18 protein-coding genes and 1 pseudogene are annotated in these 17,414 nt (G+C 51.1%); 8 read left to right on the top strand and 11 right to left on the bottom strand.

All coding sequences use genetic code 11. The annotated features are described in order from the left end of the window. Positions 1 to 341 precede the first annotated feature (341 nt). Positions 342 to 737: pseudogene (locus tag ACN0R1_RS01010) on the top strand (DUF805 domain-containing protein). Between the two features lie 151 nt (positions 738 to 888). Here the strand turns inward: ACN0R1_RS01010 and ACN0R1_RS01005 are convergent. Genes ACN0R1_RS01005 through ACN0R1_RS00970 form a run of 8 tightly spaced genes read right to left on the bottom strand, consistent with a single transcriptional unit; the run spans position 889 to position 7,433 of the window. Beyond that, complete coding sequence (locus tag ACN0R1_RS01005) at positions 889 to 2,400, bottom strand: tripartite tricarboxylate transporter permease (RefSeq protein WP_417579017.1); 1,512 nt, start codon at positions 2,398 to 2,400, stop codon at positions 889 to 891. Between the two features lie 4 nt (positions 2,401 to 2,404). Then, positions 2,405 to 2,848 (bottom strand): tripartite tricarboxylate transporter TctB family protein, encoded by a 444-nt coding sequence (locus tag ACN0R1_RS01000; RefSeq protein WP_417579015.1) that lies wholly within the window; start codon positions 2,846 to 2,848, stop codon positions 2,405 to 2,407. A gap of 37 nt (positions 2,849 to 2,885) precedes the next feature. After that, positions 2,886 to 3,689: an aldolase/citrate lyase family protein gene (locus ACN0R1_RS00995; RefSeq protein ID WP_417579013.1), complete on the bottom strand. Its 804-nt coding sequence runs from the start codon at positions 3,687 to 3,689 to the stop codon at positions 2,886 to 2,888. 10 nt (positions 3,690 to 3,699) lie between these two features. After that, positions 3,700 to 4,506 (bottom strand): 2-oxo-hept-4-ene-1,7-dioate hydratase, encoded by an 807-nt coding sequence (hpaH, locus tag ACN0R1_RS00990; RefSeq protein WP_417579011.1) that lies wholly within the window; start codon positions 4,504 to 4,506, stop codon positions 3,700 to 3,702. Beyond that, the gene (locus ACN0R1_RS00985; protein WP_417579009.1) at positions 4,503 to 5,249 is read right to left on the bottom strand and encodes a fumarylacetoacetate hydrolase family protein; all 747 of its coding nucleotides are present in this window, start codon (positions 5,247 to 5,249) and stop codon (positions 4,503 to 4,505) included. Before ACN0R1_RS00985 ends, hpaH begins: the two co-directional genes overlap by 4 nt. Next, on the bottom strand, positions 5,246 to 5,941 hold the full coding sequence (locus ACN0R1_RS00980) for a fumarylacetoacetate hydrolase family protein (RefSeq protein ID WP_417579007.1): 696 nt from the start codon (positions 5,939 to 5,941) through the stop codon (positions 5,246 to 5,248). The genes ACN0R1_RS00985 and ACN0R1_RS00980 overlap by 4 nt, the downstream gene beginning before the upstream one ends. A 26-nt stretch (positions 5,942 to 5,967) precedes the next feature. Next, positions 5,968 to 6,807, bottom strand: a complete 840-nt coding sequence (locus ACN0R1_RS00975) for an IclR family transcriptional regulator (protein WP_417579005.1) — start codon at positions 6,805 to 6,807, stop codon at positions 5,968 to 5,970. A 2-nt stretch (positions 6,808 to 6,809) separates the two neighbouring features. Beyond that, complete coding sequence (locus tag ACN0R1_RS00970) at positions 6,810 to 7,433, bottom strand: flavin reductase family protein (protein WP_417579003.1); 624 nt, start codon at positions 7,431 to 7,433, stop codon at positions 6,810 to 6,812. Positions 7,434 to 7,767: 334 nt separating this feature from the next. Here ACN0R1_RS00970 and ACN0R1_RS00965 point away from each other — a divergent pair, with 334 nt between their 5' ends. The 3 genes from ACN0R1_RS00965 (at position 7,768) to ACN0R1_RS00955 (ending at position 10,114) form a co-directional block, all read left to right on the top strand. Continuing rightward, positions 7,768 to 8,730 (top strand): Bug family tripartite tricarboxylate transporter substrate binding protein, encoded by a 963-nt coding sequence (locus ACN0R1_RS00965; RefSeq protein ID WP_417579001.1) that lies wholly within the window; start codon positions 7,768 to 7,770, stop codon positions 8,728 to 8,730. Between the two features lie 48 nt (positions 8,731 to 8,778). Next, entirely contained in the window at positions 8,779 to 9,177 is a 399-nt protein-coding gene (locus tag ACN0R1_RS00960; protein WP_417578999.1) for a RidA family protein, read from the top strand. Positions 9,178 to 9,241: 64 nt separating this feature from the next. Continuing rightward, positions 9,242 to 10,114 (top strand): amidohydrolase family protein, encoded by an 873-nt coding sequence (locus tag ACN0R1_RS00955; protein WP_417578997.1) that lies wholly within the window; start codon positions 9,242 to 9,244, stop codon positions 10,112 to 10,114. Positions 10,115 to 10,131: 17 nt separating this feature from the next. Here ACN0R1_RS00955 and ACN0R1_RS00950 read toward each other — a convergent pair whose 3' ends face one another. Further along, positions 10,132 to 10,683 (bottom strand): cysteine hydrolase family protein, encoded by a 552-nt coding sequence (locus ACN0R1_RS00950; protein ID WP_417578995.1) that lies wholly within the window; start codon positions 10,681 to 10,683, stop codon positions 10,132 to 10,134. Between the two features lie 93 nt (positions 10,684 to 10,776). Here ACN0R1_RS00950 and ACN0R1_RS00945 point away from each other — a divergent pair, with 93 nt between their 5' ends. Next, complete coding sequence (locus tag ACN0R1_RS00945) at positions 10,777 to 11,724, top strand: GlxA family transcriptional regulator (RefSeq protein WP_417578993.1); 948 nt, start codon at positions 10,777 to 10,779, stop codon at positions 11,722 to 11,724. Between the two features lie 92 nt (positions 11,725 to 11,816). Next, the gene (locus ACN0R1_RS00940; RefSeq protein WP_417578991.1) at positions 11,817 to 12,137 is read left to right on the top strand and encodes an NGG1p interacting factor NIF3; all 321 of its coding nucleotides are present in this window, start codon (positions 11,817 to 11,819) and stop codon (positions 12,135 to 12,137) included. Between the two features lie 30 nt (positions 12,138 to 12,167). On the opposite strand, the gene ACN0R1_RS00935 is transcribed toward ACN0R1_RS00940, so the two are convergent. Further along, positions 12,168 to 14,465 (bottom strand): ATP-dependent DNA helicase, encoded by a 2,298-nt coding sequence (locus tag ACN0R1_RS00935; protein WP_417578989.1) that lies wholly within the window; start codon positions 14,463 to 14,465, stop codon positions 12,168 to 12,170. Continuing rightward, the gene (locus tag ACN0R1_RS00930) at positions 14,462 to 16,150 is read right to left on the bottom strand and encodes a VRR-NUC domain-containing protein (RefSeq protein ID WP_417578987.1); all 1,689 of its coding nucleotides are present in this window, start codon (positions 16,148 to 16,150) and stop codon (positions 14,462 to 14,464) included. The genes ACN0R1_RS00935 and ACN0R1_RS00930 overlap by 4 nt, the downstream gene beginning before the upstream one ends. A 148-nt stretch (positions 16,151 to 16,298) precedes the next feature. Between ACN0R1_RS00930 and ACN0R1_RS00925 the strand changes: the two genes are divergently transcribed. Together ACN0R1_RS00925 and ACN0R1_RS00920 are read left to right on the top strand one after the other, a co-directional pair. Beyond that, the gene (locus ACN0R1_RS00925) at positions 16,299 to 16,913 is read left to right on the top strand and encodes a DUF1294 domain-containing protein (protein ID WP_417578985.1); all 615 of its coding nucleotides are present in this window, start codon (positions 16,299 to 16,301) and stop codon (positions 16,911 to 16,913) included. A 70-nt stretch (positions 16,914 to 16,983) separates the two neighbouring features. Next, a complete protein-coding gene (locus tag ACN0R1_RS00920) occupies positions 16,984 to 17,400 on the top strand; it encodes a YccF domain-containing protein (protein WP_417578983.1) in 417 nt (138 codons plus the stop codon). Positions 17,401 to 17,414: the final 14 nt, after the last annotated feature.

The raw sequence follows: 17,414 nt of genomic DNA, 5'->3' as shown, positions 1-17,414 counted from the left end.
TGTCGGCGCTGGGGTTACGCTTCTTTCATGCAATTGCGAAAAGGATGGATGGGCGTCAAGGCATTGCATGACTATAACTGGAACGACATTGAATACTCATCGCAAACCTGAGGTTCTAAACAGCCATTGCCCTGGTTGCAGGTTTTATTAACACCTGTTTTAAAGTATAATCCCACACTGTTTTAGTGGCTATTAAGTGGAAGCTAAGCTAGGTTAACAAAACAATTGTCTGTAATGGATCGGATTTTCAGACTGGCTACATTTGTAAATGATGTGAATTATGCCGTTTCTGGTGAGGTGTTCGTTCTGTATCACGTCACATTGTTTTGTTTTTTGATCAAATGATTGAAACAAGGATGAAAGAAATGAATTGGTATATTCAAGCCTTAAAAAACTATGCGGACTTTAGTGGGAGAGCTAGACGAAAAGAGTATTGGTTTTTTGTCTTGTTTAGTTTTATCGTCGCAGTAATTTTGGGCCTTATTGATGGGCTAACAGGTAGCTATATCCCAGAACTCGGTGTTGGTATTCTGGGTGGGATATACTTATTGGCAATGTTTGTTCCAAGTATATCTGTAACTGTCAGACGACTTCATGATATTGATAAAAGTGGCTGATGGCTTCTTATAGCATTTGTACCCTTGCTTGGTTTGATTGTGTTGCTCGTGTTTATGTTTATGGGCAGCCAGTCGGATGACAATCGGTTTGGTGCAAATCCCAAAGTAGTCGCTGCTTAAAGAATGACCAGATAACCCCCAAAAAGCTCTGTATGGCTTTGCTTTTTGGGGTAATGTGAAGTTTTGCGAATCCAACCTCCCTTCAAAAAATATATCTTACACAATAACACTTGGCGTGAATGTGTAAGTGGTCGTCCTTACGCATAGTAGATCACTTGTCTTGATTCCTAAGTCGGGTAGTGCGTTTTCGAAATACTGACCACAGTGGCAATACCAGGAACAGCGCTGTAAAAATTAAGAATACGACACTTGGCGTACTCTCAAAAAAGGTGTGATAGTCACCACGCCCGAGTAGTAATGCACGACGGAAATTTTCCTCCATCATAGGGCCAAGTATGAATCCCAACAGTAATGGAGCAGTTGGGTAGCGCAGTCGGATCAGTAAGTAACCGACGATGCCGAATAAGAGCGTGCAATATATATCGAAAACACTCGAGCGTATTGAATAGACGCCGATGCAGATGAAGAACAGCATGGCGGGGTACAGCACGTGATAGGGTATAGATAACATCCGAATCCACAGCCGAATCATGGGTATGTTCAGAATTAGCAACATGATGTTACCCACACCAAAGCTGACCACCAGCCCCCAAAAAATTTCCGGCTCATTCGTTACGAGCATTGGGCCCGGAGTGATACCGTGCAAAATCATTGCTCCGAGCAGTACGGCCATGACTGCATCACCAGGAATACCTAGACTCAGCGTTGGAATAAAAGCGGCTTGCACGGCGGCATTGTTGGCCGCTTCTGGCGATGACACGCCGCGCAGTTCACCCTTGCCAAAGTTCTCCGGATTTTTAGCAATTTTCTTTTCAAGGGCATAGGCCATGAATGCAGCAATGGCTGGCCCAGATCCTGGAAGGGCACCTACCAACGAACCCAGACCAGAGCTCCGCAGGATTGTTTTCCATAGGCCACGCCACTCTTCGCGCTTAGGTAGCATGGATCTGAAACTGATGTTGCCGGTTGTTAATGGTGCGCGCTGTTTTTGTCCTAGCTGGGTGAGAATTTCACCTACACCAAAAAGACCCATGGCCAGCGCTACTAAATTTATGCCATCAGTTAGTGCGAGTGATCCAAAGGTAAAGCGGTATGTACCGGATGCGTTATCTATGCCTACTAGACCGAGTGCGATCCCGAGCGTCACCATGGCCATGCCTTTAAGCGGTGAACCTACAGACAGGGTAGAGGCTGCTACAAGGCCGAGTAGCATAATGGTGAAATAGTCGGCCGGCCCAAAGCCTAATGCAAAGGAAGCGATCATTGGCGTGAAGCCGAGCACTAATAGAGTCGCGATGATGCTTCCGACAAAAGAGGATATAGAGGCTGTGAAGATAGCAACCCCGGCACGACCTTGTTTTGTGAGCTGATTGCCATCTAAGCATGTCACGGCTGCCGAAGCGGTGCCGGGTAGGTTTAATAGAATAGCGGAAATCGAGCCACCATACTGAGCACCATAAAAAATACCCGCTAGCATGATCAGTGCCACCGGTGGTGATAGGTAATAGGTCATCGGCAGGGCCAGTGATATCGCTGCTAAGGGGCCGATGCCCGGGAGAACACCCACAAATGTGCCGACCAGCACACCAATAAAACAGAAGAGTAGTCCTTGCGAGGACAGCGCGACGTTAGCGCCCAGTGCCAAGTTATGTAGGATATCCATCAGATCACCATTGAATCGCAGCTACGGGAATATTTAGGCCGTAAATAAATACGACCACACCCAGTATGCTCAGGCTAATAGCCGTTAACGCTGTGGATAGTGGGCGTACCGGTTTTTCGGCCAGTGACGTCAGTATCACCATTGCCAGAATAGCGGGCACCAGGCCCGCAGACTCCAATAGCGCGCCGAAGCAGATAAAACCTGAAGAAATCATCAGGATTGGCCGAGGGATCCAGACGTTTTTTTCCGGCTCCTCTCTAGCGACCTCTAACGTCAGCAAGGCGGAAAAGAGTACCAGCACGCTGCCGATTATCACTGGGTAGAAACCGGGCCCCATACGACGTAAGGATCCAAGTGGGTACTCGCTGCCCTGCCAGATTATGAAGACACCTGTAAGCGCGAGTAGCAATGCTGCAACCAATTGCAACCAATTAAGTGAACGTAACATTTATTATTATCCTCCTACGTTTTTAAATTAGATTGTGCTAATAGCTGTTTGAATGGGCTGGCGTAGTATCCTCAGGTGATTTAAATCGGCGAAGTAAGTCGTCTGTGACTCGAGCAAGTAAGCTGGTATCGGCGCCTATAGCAAGAAACTGGCACCCGGCGGCGAGGTGCTCGTGCGCCAGCAGTTCGTTGACGGTGAGGGCACCGGCTGGCTTACCTGCAACTTGAATTTGCTTAAAGGCTTCGAGTACTACGCTATTCACTGCCGGGTGTCCTGGTTGACCTAAATATCCCATATCAGCAGCCAGGTCTGCTGCACCGATGAATACGCCATCGACGCCTTCGACGGCGGCGATTTCATTCAGGTTATCGATACCTGCTCGGTTTTCCACCTGAATTAGAATGCATAATTCGGTATGGCAGTGGTGTACATACTCTGGTACTCGTCCCCATCGTGACGCTCGAGCCAGCCCTGCACCTACACCTCGATGCCCCAGGGGTGGGTATCGCGTGGCTGCAACGATACGACGAGCCTGTTCTGCGCTCTCAACCATGGGAATTAAGAACGTTTGCACACCCGCATCGAGCAGCGGTTTCAGCGTGTCGGAATCGCCATTGAGTGGACGTACTACAGGGGTCACTGGGTAGGGAGCTACGGCTTGTAGTTGGGCGAGAACCAGTTGCAGATCATTGGGTCCATGCTCCGCATCAATCAACAGCCAGTCATAGCCCGCGCAGGCACCGATTTCGGTGCCATAGGCGTTCGCTAAGGCGCACCATAAACCCAGTTGAGTACGCCCCTCGTTTAATGCTTTTTTAAAGTGGTTTACCGGAAGTTCCATCATGCTCTCCTTAAACGAATCGCAAACCTAGGGAGCCTAAGGGGCCGTAGTCCACGTGAAACGTATCGCCAGCCGATGCATCCAGTGGCCGTGTAAAGGAGCCTGCCAACAGCACTTCACCCGCCTTTAAGGTGACGCCGTAGGGGGATAGTTTGTTGGCCAGCCAAGCAATCCCTTTTGCCGGATGGCCGAGCACACCCGCGGCAACGCCAGTCTCCTCGACTATACCATTACGGCTACAAATGGCCGCGCACCAACGCAGATCGACGTCTAAGGGTCGAATAGTGCGACCGCCTAGTACTATGCCGGCATTTGCGGCGTTGTCGGCGATAGTGTCGAAGACCTTGCGGGGTCCGCCGCTGGCAGGATCTATACGTTGCACTCGGGCATCAATGATTTCCAGTGCCGGCATCACGTATTCAGTAGCTCGCATCACGTCCAGAACGGTGCAGTTGGGGCCACTAAGATCCCTGGAGAGTACGAATGCCAGCTCCACTTCTAACCGTGGGACGATGAAACGGTCTATTGGTATTTCGCTGTTGTCTTCGAAGAACATATCGTCGAGCAGTACACCGTAGTCAGGTTCGTCAATGCGTGCAGACTCTTGCATGGCTTTAGAGGTAAGGCCTATTTTGTGCCCCATAACACGGCGACCCCTGGCAACCTTCATATTCACCCATTCATGCTGGATGGCATACGCATCCTCAAACCCCATATCCGGATACTTTAAGGACAGGTGACCGATCTGGTTACGTTCAGTTTCTGCCTGGTCAAGCTGCTCAGCGGCCAGGTGGATCTCATCTTTATTGAGTATCATAGAGTCCTCGCGGTGATAGTGTTCATCAGGGCACCGATGCCCTCGATCTCTGTTATTATTTCGTCACCGGGTTCCACGTTTACCGTGCCCTTGGGAGTTCCCGTGAGAAGGATGTCGCCAGGTTGCAGTGTCATGAAACGGCTGAAGTATTCGATCAGGAAAGGCACGTCGAAGATCATGTCTCGGGTGGATCCATCCTGAGTGAGCACGCCGTTAACCTGGGTAGTTAAACGTAGGTTCATAGGGTCCGGAATGTCGGCAACGTCCACTATCCATGGGCCGATGGGGGTGCAGTTGTCGCGGCTTTTGATGCGGAAGTTCGGCCGGTAGAAACCTTCAAGATAGTCTCGTATAGCATAATCGTTGACCACGGTGTAACCCGCTATATAGTCGTATGCATCCTTCTGGGCAACACGACGTGCAGACTTGCCGATCACGATGGCTAGTTCGCATTCATAGTGCATATTAGTGGCATCGGCAGGGCGTGGAGTATAGGAACGGTGGCCAGTCAAAGTGTTGGCGCCTTTTAAAAATACCAAGGGTTCATCGGGGGCCTTTGAAGCAATTTCAGTCGCATGGTCAACGTAGTTCATTCCCAGCGCAAAAATTGCACCAGGCGTTACGGGTGATAGCCAAACGACCTCAGTTTCCCCGACCCGTCTACCATCTGCTAGCCGTACTTTGCCCTGATCTTCCCAAACTTGTTGAATTCTGCCCTCGAAAGCGACTCGACCATGCTTCATGGTGCCACCTCCAGAAGGTCCGCTTCTCGTACTAAGGGATTTTCCAGTCGTCCTAGCCCATCCATCTCAACCGCTACCATGTCGCCCGCTTTTGCCAGTGGCATGTCCACGGGTACACCCGCCAATATCAGATCGCCTGGATAGAGACTGGTAAAATCGGATATGTCTGCCAGTAGCGTCGCGACTGGACGAACTAACTGATCCAGACGCTGTTCATGCTTGCACTCACCATTGACGTAGGTGCGTAGTACAAACGTGGATGGATCAGGCAGTTCATTGACATCAACCAGTGAAGGCCCAATCGGGCAGAAGCCGTCGCGGCATTTTTGCATGAGTGGCTGTCGAAAAAGCGAGGTGTGGGGTATGGTGATATCGTTTACCAATGTGTAACCGGCGATTGCTGCCTTGGCTTGCTCGACGCTGGCTCGTGTTAAGGTGTGCTTGATTACGATTCCCAAAGTGGCACCTATAATAACCTGCTCCACCTCTTCGGGAAGGGGAATGGGTTCTCCTGCGGATATATGGGTATTCGGTGTTTTAACGTACATAACTGGTCCAGTGGGCGGGCCGTTGTAAGGAGGCTCGTTAATGGCGTCTCCGAGTCTTTGCAGTTCTTGCTGAAAATTGAGCAGGCAGCCATAAACGCTTCCACTTAGTGGAGCTCTTCCTGGGCGCAGGGTTGGAAATAGCATATTCACTCCTGGATTATGTAAAGTGCCTAAAGTCGGCGTTTTACTTCATTGAGTCGTTTAGCAATCAGTTCGGCTTGATGGCGGATGAGTTGGGTCAAGGTAGCGAGGCGTTCCGGAGTGAGCCGGTCAGCCATTGCTGATACAGCAATTGAAGCCACCAGTTTACCATTGGCATCGAATACAGGCAGTGCCACGGCCCGAGTTCCGGGTACGACCCCGGCTTCACTGTAGGCGAAGCCCAGAGATCGAGTTTCAAGAATACGCCTCCGTACTTCTTCAATGACTAAGCCTTGACTCGCCAACCTTTGTTCGTTACCGAGCAGAACCTCCTCCCTGTCAGCTTCATCGGCAAATGCCAGCAACACGATGCCTGACACACTAATGCCGAGTGGACGACGGACACCGACCTCAATTGATAAGACTTTGACTGGGTAATTACCGGTCTTGCGGTCTACACAGATAGAGTCGAAACCGCTACGGATAGATAGAAAGACGCTGTCGCCACACTGCTCAGCGATGTGTCTAAGGTAAGGCTCGGCCACAGACTTCACCGGTACATGGGCAGGACGAGACATCCCCAATAGAGACACTTCAGGTCCTACCATGTATCGGCGGGTGCTAGCGTCTTGTTCAACGACACCTTCCTCGATTAATACTTTCAGGATCCGGTGAACTGTGGGGCGATTGAGGCTGGTTTGATGCACTATGTCGGTAATGCGAACACCGTGCTCCTGACCGGTGGCAAGTGCGCGAAGAATAGCAATGGCTCTTCTTATGCTGCGTGCACCTTGCGTCTTGCCGTCCTCATGCATTTCTTCCTTGATGTTGTCTAAACCCGTATCAGGAGATAGGTCTTCGTGGCTCATAACTAACCCTCAATGATGGTTTTAGGAGTTTGGGCTACGGGTATTAGCTGACGAATCTCGCCTAGATTTGCGTAGTTAGGACCTGCAATTCGGCATACCGGCTGCAAGGAGCGAGTATCGATGTGTCCATCTTTATAGAGATCATCTGATAGGTGAGCTTGGGTCACTTGACCCACAAAGAATTCTGCGCCTGTATTACCGTAGGGAGTAACACTATGTAATCGGCATTCTAAACTGATGGGAGCCATCGCAAGTCGTGGAGGTCGGACAGTATTGGACGGTTTTGTCGCTAGACCCAGTGCTTCCACTTCACTTTCATGGGACTCGTATTCCACTGCGCTTGCATGCACGAGTTCCACCATGGACCAGTCAGCGATATTGATTACGAATTCACTCAGAGATCGTATATTGCGTGCCGTATCCTTCTCTATACCCGCTTTGCGGCCTATGTTGATGCCTAGCATGAGTGGGCTGTTGGATACAAAAGTAAAGCAACTGAACGGTGCTAAGTTGACTACGCCTTCTGGGCTTTGTGTCGTGATCCATGCAATAGGTCTCGGGACTACAATGCCACTTATCAATCGATAGCTTTCTTGTGGTGAAAGCTTGCTTGTATCGATTTGCATTATATTTTCCTCGTGATCGTTAGTTGTAATTATTTATATTTAAAAGCTATAGGGGTCGTGTTAGTCGGTCAATATTTCGCTGACTAACAAGTCTATATAGTGGACTATTATGAATTATTGTATTTCGTGCCTTCCTTTGCTTTGGCGCTATTCAGAGTGATCTGAAATCATCGCTGACAATCTATCGACAATAAAGTCCATCATACGAACTTAAGTTGCGTTTTGAACTTGATGACAGGGTGGTAGATTGTCGAAAGTAATAAGGGTAGCCATTGATTGATCACATGCTTTTAAATGTGACGAAATGCGCTTCAACTAAAATAAGGAGAATAAAATGCCCATCTTTAAACGATTAGCTTTACCCTTACTTTTTTCTTTGATGGCCAGTGGAGCACAAGCAGCTTGGCCAGAAAAGCCTGTTCACTTGGTAGTACCCTATCCTCCAGGTGGAAACGTAGATATGACTGCGCGAATTATCTCTGAAAGTTTGGAGAAGGAGTTCGGACAGCCTTTCGTCGTTGTAAACCGACCAGGTGCCGGGGGTATGGTTGCTGCATCTCATGTGGTTCAGGCCGATAAGGATGGTTACACCTTATTCGTCGCGCCTAATGGTCCGGTGCTTTTCAGTCCGCTGTTATTCCAAAATGACAGCTATTTCTGGAAAGATGATTTTGCGCCGATCGGTTCTATCTCTTTTGTGCCTTTAGTGCTTCAGACAAATCCAGAGTTTGGTTTTGAGACTGCTGAGCAACTTTTTGAACAGGCTAAGAAAAATCCAGGCGATCTTGCTATGGCATCTCCCGGTGTTGGAACCCAAAACCACCTGGTCAGTGAAATGATGCAACGCTTATTGAACACTGAGTGGCTGACGGTGCAATACGGCGGAAATGCTCCGGCTACAACGGATCTTCTTGGTGGTCGTGTTGAATTCAACTTTGACCAGTACACCGTAGCTAAACAGTATGTTGAAAGCGGTAGGCTCACTGCACTTGCTGTCACGTCGCCAGAACGCCTGCCGTCTCTACCGAATGTGCCGACGCTTACGGAGCTAGGGTACCCCGAGGCGCTAGCGGAAACCTTCACAGGTCTGTTTGGACCCGCAGGGATACCTGAAGGTGTCGTGGAAGATCTGAACGCCGCACTGAAAAAAACACTTAACGACCCCAGCGTAATCGAGAAATTTGAAACTGCTGGGGCCAGTGTTCGCGCAATGGAGGTAAGTGACTTTGAAGCCTTCTTAAATGAAGAATACGATCGTTGGAGTGTGCTGATTGAGGAAGCCGATATTCATCTATGATCCTAAGTCGTTTCGGCAGTCACTGATGACAAATACAGGAAAGCAAAAATGTCACAACGCCAAAGTATATACACTGCAGGTTTTCAGCATGCTAATCCTATCCCTGTAGCAAGCAGGATTGGAGGCCTGGTGGCTAGCGGTATTATTAATGGTACGGATCCTGATACGGGTGAACTGGGAGTCGATCTGGCGACTCAGTGTGCGCATATGTTCACGCATATTCGCAATATCGTTGAAGCGGCAGGAGGTACTACCGAAGATATTCTGAAACTGACGGTATGGATGCAAGATCGTTCACAAAGAGAGATTCTAAATTCTGAATGGTTGAAGATGTTTCCGAACAAGGATTCGAGGCCGGCTCGGCACACCCTTCAAAACCCTATTGAATCGAAGTTTCTGATTCAGTGTGACCTGATGGCTGTTATTAATCGGCCACAGGGAATCTGAAGCAATTGGTCATAGGCCGAGAGGAACTCGGCCATTTTTAGTTTACATGGCAGGAGTGAATAGAATGCCTAGGTATTACCCCTTTAATCCTAACCCCCGTGAGGCAAATGAAGCCCCACCAGCAAACACCTGCGATTCGCAGTTTCATGTTTTCGGTGACCCGGCAGTTTATCCTCCACGCCCAGACGCTCTGTTCAAAATGCCCTCTGCTACGATTGATGCCGCATTGAAGATGCATAGAGCGCTGGGTATTGAGCGTGGTGTAGTCGTTCAGGCTACAACCTATGGTTCTGACCACAGTGTGGTGGTTGATGCGCTTAAGAAGGCTGGCCCCAATTACCGTGGCTGCGCCAACGCCATTGTGTTCAATGAGCGCGACGACACTTATATTGAAGCGTTACACAGCGCCGGTGTGCGGGGGGCACGGTTTACCTTCCGTAAGGAACTGGGTTTAGGCCTTTCTGCTGATGAGTTTCGTCGAGCAACAAGCCGTCTTCGAGAGCTGGGTTGGTATATGAAAATTCAGCCAGAAAAACACGGAATTATCGATAGTGTTGAGTTATACGAAAACCTGGATCTCCCAATACTTATCGACCATCAGGGTCGAGCAGACGCACGACTCGGTGTCGATGATCCAAACGTCCAAAAAATGCTCGAATTGCTAAAAAAAGGTAACTTTTGGGTCATGCTCTCGTTGGGAGAAAAAATCTCTGTCCAGGGCCACCCTTGGAGTGATGTCTTGCCAATAGCGCGTGCATACATAGATGCAGCTCCGGACAGAGTGGTGTGGGCCAGCGATTGGCCGCATCCGTTATCTGTGTCACCACCGCCTAATGACGCCGAGTTACTTGAACTTTTATACCGATGTGCGCCGGATTCGACAGAACGGCAAAAAATTCTAGTCGATAACCCGGCTAACTTTTTCGGGTTTGTTTAGCTGCGAACGGTCATGCATCAACGGCTCGACAAGAAGGTGTCGGTGCTGACCACCTCCGCATAGGCGAAGGCCAGTGCGGCCATAAAGGCGGCGTGCACCTGGACCGCTGGAACCTGCACACCATTAAACTCAACTCCCAGCGTTGCACAGGCATCATGTACCAGGGTGTTGTTGTAGCCTAAATCCGCCGCAGCGCGGGTGATGGCGTCGATGCAGATATGGCTCATGGCACCCGTGATTACCAGGTTAGTAATGTCTTCACGCTGCAGCAGCGCGTGCAGCTCAGTACCCTGGAAGCTGTTGACCTCGCTTTTTAGAATCTGAAACTCACCTTCGGCGGGTTGCAGGCTGGTATGAATATTGGCACCGTCACTGCCGGGAACAAAAAAGGGCGCGTCGGTGGATGGGAATTCATGCCGTACATGAATGATCGCTAGTCCACGCTGGCGAAAATCAGCCAGCACGCGAGCGGTATTGATGGCGGCGGCTTCTACGCCATCCAGAGTCCACTTGCCTCCGGGGAAGTAATCGTTCTGCATGTCGACGATGATCAGTGCGGTTTTGCTCATGTTGTTCTCCTGTTAAATGCTTATCGCGTATTTTAACGTTTGCTGTTACGCTTTTCGGGTGGTTCGACTGACAATTATGGGGTCAAAACTGACATGTCTAAGATCATTTCTGTGGCTATTCTGGAGATTCCCGGTACTGCGCTCTCGGCTGTGCATGGCCTGATCGATCTGTTTATGTCGGCTAACCGCATGCTTGTTGAGTTGCAGCCGACACCTGAGCTGCAGTTCCGCATCGTTCGCTGGCAACTTGAACAGGGGCAGTTGTCGCCGCTGAATGCCGTGGAAGTCACGCCTTCACTCGTCATCGTGCCACCGGTATTGGAAGGCCAGGCTTACCAGGAGCCGCAACCGATTGTTTGTGCTTTTCTGCAAGACTTGCACCGGCAGGGCGCGTTGGTCTGCTCCGCCTGCGCTGGGTCTTTCCTGTTGGCGCAGGCGGGTCTGCTGGATGGACGCAAAGCAACGACACACTGGCACCTTGAAAGCGTTTTCCGGCACCACTATCCCGAGATAGACCTGGATATTAATGCACTGTTGCTGTCAGATTCTGATCTGGTGACCGCTGGCGGGGTGATGGCCTGGATAGACCTGGGGCTGCATCTGATCGGACGCTATGTTCCTCCATCTGTCGTGCAGGCGTTGGGACGTTTTCTGGTGGTGGATACCGGGGCGCGTCAGCAGAGTTATTACCGCTCCTTCATGCCGGAGATGTCGCACGGAGATGCCCCGATACTGAAGGTGCAGCATCATCTACACAAATATTATCGCCCCAAGTGCACTATCACCGAGATGGCCGAGCTGGCGGGTTTGACCGAACGCACCTTTATGCGTCGCTTCCACCGCGCAACAGGCTTGCGCCCCGCTGAATACCTGCAGCAGCAGCGACTGAATAAGGCGCGTGAAGCGCTTGAGAACAGTAGAACACCCGTAGAGCGGGTTGCCTGGGATGTGGGGTACGAAGATGTCAGCGCCTTTCGCAAAATGTTTCATAAGCAGACTGGGCTGACGCCCAGTCAATATCGGGAAAGGTTTAGTATTTGATGATGCCGCACTTGATGGTCGTTGAATCGAGCATATATCAATCCGAAAGTTGCTAAGCTTACAGAATTAACACAAAAGCTAAGAGGTATTTTATGTATCTGGTGGTTGTGTATGTTCCAGAGAGTCATGTTGATGAGTTGATCGAGTCGATGTCGGCTGCCGGCGCCGGGCGGATTGGAGATTATGATCAGTGTGCCTGGAAGGTGCTGGGGCAGGGGCAGTTTCGGCCCTTGGCGGGGGCGAATCCTCATATTGGGGCGGTGGGGGCTTTAGAGCGAGTACCGGAATACCGAGTGGAGATGGTGTGTGAAGAGTCGGTGATCAAGGCGGTGATGACGGCCATGCTGACGGCTCATCCCTATGAGGAACCGGCGCATCATGTGTTGCCAATTAAGACAGCAGGCGACTGGTGAGAATTTTCAGCGTCTTGGCAGGGCTACCGCTCAGTCAAACCACCAACCAGGCAACAGCGGCCGTACTTGCTGACTGCTAAAGCGATCATCTATCAATTCAATCACACCCGTGTCTTCCGGGGTACGAATTAGTCGACCCGCCGCTTGAATCACTTTGCGGATACCAGGGTAAAGGTAGGTGTAGTTATACCCCTGACCAAAGCGTGTCTGCAGGCGTTTGCTCAACTGCTCATGAAAGTCGTCATAAGGTGGCAGGCCGAGTGTGGCGATGAACACGCCGACCAGTGCATCGCCTGGTAGGTCGATGCCTTCCGAGAAGGCACCGCCGAGTACCGCAAAGCCCACTTTACCGCGTTCTGTCCGGAAGGCGTGTACAAACTCAAGTCGGGCTTGTTCAGCCATGCCGGATGACTGGGTCATGATGGGTATATCCGGGCAGTGTGCCGCAAATTCACGGCGTAGCTGTTCCAGATAAGCAAAGCTGCTGAGGTAGACCATATAGTTGCCCGGCACCAGGTGGTATTGCTGCTGGATACGCTGAACTATCGGTTGAATCGAACCCTGCCGGTCATTGAATCGGGTGCTGATGCGGATGATTCTGAGCTCAAGCTGTCTGGCCGAAAAGGGGCTGGGAATGGATTGCCAACCGGATTTCTCTGGTAAACCCAACAGATCACGGTAGTAGTGCGCGGGATTCAGCGTGGCCGAGAAGAGTACACAGGCCTGGGCCTGGCGAAAACGCGATGCCAGAAAGTCAGCCGGAATCAGATTTTGTATCGACAGGCTGGCTTTGAAAGCTGGGTGTTTTCCTTTACCTTTTTCCTGCTTCACTGTCAGCGTACAGAGTGAATGATCATCAAAGAGTTCGGCCAGTTTCATGAAACCGATCGAATCCAACAGCAATGACTGCAGCTCTGGCAGCACAGGATGGTCTGTCATGTAATCAGTCAGGTCTCTGACCAGGCGTTGCAGGGCGCCATTCAGTTCAGTCGGCACCTCAGACAGATGAAACTGTACAGTCTGTAGCTCAGAGCTGGCATCCGTGTCCAGATGACTTTTAATCAGTTGGCGCCAGGCGCGTTGAACCGCCCGGAAGGTGGTGCTGAGTTCCTTGGGTGCGGTGCTGGCGACGTGACGAAACTGCGTCTGACTCAGCTGACTTGAGTACATGCCGCGGGCGCGATCGATCAGGTTGTGGGCTTCATCGATCAATGGCACTACTCGCCAGTCATTTTGTCGGGTCAGCCCGTAGAGTAGTGCCTGCTGATCAAAGTAGTGGTTCACATCACCGACCACTACATCTGACCAGCGTGCCAGTTCCTGGGCGAGATAGTAGGGGCAGATGCTATGTTCAGCCGCCAGCGTGCGGATGCGAGACCTATCCAACCAGTTGGCATTGACTGCGGCTTGTCGCGCTGCAGGTAATCTGTCGAAGAAGCCATCGGCCAATGGGCAGGACTCACCCTGGCAGGATCGATCCGGATACTCGCAGGCTTTATCTCGTGCGGTTAGTTCAAGAATTCTTAGGGGTAACGGAGTATCCCTGGATGCTTGCAGACTGTGCAGGCTGTCGAGAATCAGCTGGCGGCCGGTGGTACGCGCGGTGAGTATAAACAGCCTGTCGAGTTGCCGCCTGGGCATGGCCATCAAGGCCGGGTAGCTGACGCCGATGGTTTTGCCGATGCCAGTAGGCGCTTCCAGCAACAGCGTATGCCTGGTACAGATGCCTTTATACACCGTCTCACTGAGTTGGCGCTGATGAGGACGAAAGTCCGTAAAGGGAAAGGTCAGCGTCATCAACGCCTCATCGCGTCGTTGCCGGTGTGCCGACTCCTGTTGGTGCCAGTCACGATAGCGGCTGCACAATTCTGTCAGAAAATCATCCAGATCCTGACGCTGCCACAGCTGCTCAAACGGCGTTTCCCGATCCTGAGCAATATCGTAGTAGACCAGGCGAAGCTGGACCTGACGCAGGTTATCGCGTTGACAAAGCAGCGCGCCGTATACCTTCAGTTGTGCTTCATGCAGGTGGCGTTGACCTGGGCCGATACGGGTGAGGTCGCCGCGGTGGGTTTTGATTTCTTCCACCAGGGGTGTGTGCTCATCTGGCAGGTAACCGGGTAAGCAACCATCTGCACGACCGCGCAGGTGAATACCCAGACATTCGCCTTCCAGCAGGTATTCGGGTTGATAGCCTTCTGGTCTTCGGGACTGCAGGGTTTTGTGCCCTTTAATCCCTTCATCTGCGGTGGGTGAGGGGGTATAACGATGCTCCAGGCTGCCCTGGCGTGCGGCAAATTCGCACAAGGAGCGCACGGCCACCTTCACGCGTTGTCCTCATCCCAGCGTACATGCAATACACTCACCGGAATGTCGTGCTCCAGCATGGCCTGCATCCACAAACGCTGATGATCCTGCAGGCGATCGCCTGGGCCTTTCACTTCAATAAGACGATAGCATCCGGTTGCTCGATTCAGTTCGATCAGATCGGGCAGGCCACGTCGGTGGTGGCGTAGATCAAGCAGCAGGTGGCGAAAGATCGCTTCAAGGTGTGTGGCCGGGATCAGCTTCAGCGCGGTTTTAACCAGCTCAGGCTGCAGGCTGGGCCAATAGATCAACGCGCAACTGATTCCCTGTTTCTGCTCAAAGCGCTGCAGGATAGTGTTTCGATAAGCGCCTGTGCTTAACTGCTCAAACGCTGACGCAATCAACTCGGATCGTCCTTCAGTAAAGTCGGGCCGGAATAGATCGGCGGGGCCTGACTGAAATGGATTGAAAAAGGCACCACGTAAAGGCACATACAGGGCTGGCCAGAACAGCAGTGCAAACAGGCCAGTGAACAGGTGGTTTTCGACATGATATAACTGCGTGTCAGCATCTGACAGGAATTCGATCACGGCACTTTCTACCCTGATATACTCAGGTTTGGGCAGGGTTAGCGAATGGACCGGCACCTTGATGGATTCCGGTAGACTGAAATCCAGGCCAGCTTTGCGCGCACAGCGCTGCTGAATACGCCGTAACCCGGCCCGGATTTCAGGTTGGCGTATCTGCTCATGCGCTTGCGTCGCCAGGGCAAATACCTGCTCGGCTAGTTCGCGTTTTTCCAGCACTCTCAGGGTGCGTAAGCGTGCTTCACGGTGTTGGCTCTGCTGGTAAAGCCGCAGTGCTAATTCTATCTGCTGGCGCCGCTCAGCTTCATGCCCGAGCTGAAACAGCACTTTCTGATAGCGATAGTGTATCCAGTCACAGTCAATTGGTTCTGGCAGGGATTGGCACAGGGCTTCGATGTCTTCACCTGCCTCAACCCCTTCTCGCAACTGCTGTAGCTGCAGATACAGATCGACCTCCTCACGACGCTGAAACGGCCTGGACTCAGGAGTGAATGCAACCGGTTCAAACTGCTGCAGGCCCAGTTCTGTCAGCACAAATTCGGACCAACTTTGATAGAGGTTGCCAAAGAACATCAGCCGCAGACGATCAAACAGGGGATTGCAACTCAGTTCCACCAGTTCAAAAGGTGGTTCTGGCCACCAGCTGTGTAGCTTTTGCTGCTCTGCAGCCTGCTCAAGGAGTATTGCTACCAGATCTGATTTGCGCATGGATGCAGTCAGACTTCGTTCAGGCAGACGGTGGCGAGCCAGTAGCAAGCACTCTTCGCGTCGGCAGAGATCGCACAGTGCTTGTAGTGATAACTCAGGTCGATCATCAACTAAACCCGTCGTTTGCAATTGTTTTAGAGCGGCTTCCAGATCAGGCACTTCGTGGTAATTCAGATTATCCTTGCGGAACAACACCCCTTTTCGCATCACCATACGGATCAGCAACGCCTGTGCCGACTCATCCAGTAACAAGAGCTGTTCCAGCTGCTGAATTTCGTCTGACAGCAGCAGATCGGCATACTGGTTCAGACACAGTTGGATTACCTGCTGGGCATTACGCAGGTAATAGAGTGGATCATCCAGTGAGGTGGGTGAAAGGGTTGTAAGGTCCATGGGGATATTGTACGGCATGTTTGTTCAGGGTTGATTGGGTTGCCGCCGAAAAATGTGGCTTATTTGAAGTGCTCCACTGCTCTAAATAAAAAAGTGCACTATAACGTCATTTTGAGTACATTCAGTCATCTACAGCTGTAGCTATAAAGGGTTCGGAGTATCGAGAATGCGTCAGAAGGGAAAAATTAAGGCTTGGGATGATAATAAAGGCTGCGGCTTTATTCAGCCGCTTATTGATGGGAAAGATATATTTTTCCATATCAGTGGTTTTCCCAGCAGGCGGCGGCGCCCTGAAGTTGGACAGCTAGTCACATACAACTTGGGTCAGGATGCCAGGGGCAGGGTTCGTGCTGAGCAGATTGCCTTTTCGGCTGATCAAATCAGAGCATCGGTACAAGCTGGCAATAAAGGCAGTCATTTTTCAATATGGATTGCCAGTTTATTTCTGGTATTTATGTTGTTGAGTGTGACGTTTTCACATCTGCCCGTTGAGATAGCTTTCCTGTATCTGGGACTCAGTGTCGCGACTTATGTGCTCTACTGGATGGATAAGCAGCAAGCTAAAAATGGTGGCAGAAGGACTCCAGAGAGTACCTTGCACTTGTGCGCATTGTTGGGCGGTTGGCCTGGCGCTGTATTTGCGCAACAAACCTTGAGACACAAGTCTAAGAAAGAGTCGTTTCGTAATGCGTTTTGGGTCACCTGTATTGTAAACTGTGCCGCTTTTGGTTGGCTGATCACTGAGCAAGGACAGCAGTTGCTTCGATTACTAGGCCTGTGATACTTAACCGCAACCTAGGGCTAAAGCAAACCAATGCGACGAATTAGATTAAAAGGAATCATAAGATAAAATGCTGCGACTACTAGGTAACATAATCTGGTTTGTGCTGGGTGGGCTGGTAATGGGGCTGGCCTGGTGGTTGGCGGGTCTGTTGGCGCTGATTACCATTGTCGGTATTCCCTGGGCGCGTTCCTGCTTTGTGATCGGTTTGTTTACTTTCTGGCCCTTCGGCAAGCAAGCGGTTAACCGCCGTTACGTGAATGGCCGGGAGGATATCGGCACCGGTTGTCTGGGGATGATGGGCAATATCATCTGGTTTATTTTTGCCGGTATCTGGTTGGCGATTGGCCACCTCATATCAGCCTTGCTTTGTTTTATCACTATTATCGGCATTCCGTTTGGAATCCAGCATATGAAACTGGCCCTGATTGCGCTGGCGCCTGTGGGGCAGACGGTCGTGGATATTGATCGTCAGCGTTGGGAATGATACTGCAGTCAAGC

The organism is Nitrincola sp. (assembly GCF_048264025.1).
Taxonomy (GTDB): domain Bacteria; phylum Pseudomonadota; class Gammaproteobacteria; order Pseudomonadales; family Balneatricaceae; genus Nitrincola.
The sequence above is the reverse complement of the archived record's forward strand: the minus strand, read 5'-3'. Positions and strand labels throughout refer to the sequence as shown.

Bases quoted from the DNA above. Each gene is read 5' to 3' on its own strand.
- ACN0R1_RS00975 (WP_417579005.1), bottom strand. From the start codon at position 6,807: ATGAGCCACGAAGACCTATCTCCTGATACGGGTTTAGACAACATCAAG.
- ACN0R1_RS00930 (WP_417578987.1), bottom strand. From the start codon at position 16,150: ATGCCGTACAATATCCCCATGGACCTTACAACCCTTTCACCCACCTCA.
- ACN0R1_RS00920 (WP_417578983.1), top strand. From the start codon at position 16,984: ATGCTGCGACTACTAGGTAACATAATCTGGTTTGTGCTGGGTGGGCTG.
- ACN0R1_RS00940 (WP_417578991.1), top strand. From the start codon at position 11,817: ATGTATCTGGTGGTTGTGTATGTTCCAGAGAGTCATGTTGATGAGTTG.
- ACN0R1_RS00985 (WP_417579009.1), bottom strand. From the start codon at position 5,249: ATGAAGCATGGTCGAGTCGCTTTCGAGGGCAGAATTCAACAAGTTTGG.
- ACN0R1_RS00950 (WP_417578995.1), bottom strand. From the start codon at position 10,683: ATGAGCAAAACCGCACTGATCATCGTCGACATGCAGAACGATTACTTC.
- ACN0R1_RS00945 (WP_417578993.1), top strand. From the start codon at position 10,777: ATGTCTAAGATCATTTCTGTGGCTATTCTGGAGATTCCCGGTACTGCG.
- ACN0R1_RS00925 (WP_417578985.1), top strand. From the start codon at position 16,299: ATGCGTCAGAAGGGAAAAATTAAGGCTTGGGATGATAATAAAGGCTGC.
- ACN0R1_RS01000 (WP_417579015.1), bottom strand. From the start codon at position 2,848: ATGTTACGTTCACTTAATTGGTTGCAATTGGTTGCAGCATTGCTACTC.
- ACN0R1_RS01005 (WP_417579017.1), bottom strand. From the start codon at position 2,400: ATGGATATCCTACATAACTTGGCACTGGGCGCTAACGTCGCGCTGTCC.
- ACN0R1_RS00955 (WP_417578997.1), top strand. From the start codon at position 9,242: ATGCCTAGGTATTACCCCTTTAATCCTAACCCCCGTGAGGCAAATGAA.
- ACN0R1_RS00980 (WP_417579007.1), bottom strand. From the start codon at position 5,941: ATGCTATTTCCAACCCTGCGCCCAGGAAGAGCTCCACTAAGTGGAAGC.
- ACN0R1_RS00960 (WP_417578999.1), top strand. From the start codon at position 8,779: ATGTCACAACGCCAAAGTATATACACTGCAGGTTTTCAGCATGCTAAT.
- ACN0R1_RS00995 (WP_417579013.1), bottom strand. From the start codon at position 3,689: ATGGAACTTCCGGTAAACCACTTTAAAAAAGCATTAAACGAGGGGCGT.
- hpaH (WP_417579011.1), bottom strand. From the start codon at position 4,506: ATGATACTCAATAAAGATGAGATCCACCTGGCCGCTGAGCAGCTTGAC.
- ACN0R1_RS00970 (WP_417579003.1), bottom strand. From the start codon at position 7,433: ATGCAAATCGATACAAGCAAGCTTTCACCACAAGAAAGCTATCGATTG.
- ACN0R1_RS00965 (WP_417579001.1), top strand. From the start codon at position 7,768: ATGCCCATCTTTAAACGATTAGCTTTACCCTTACTTTTTTCTTTGATG.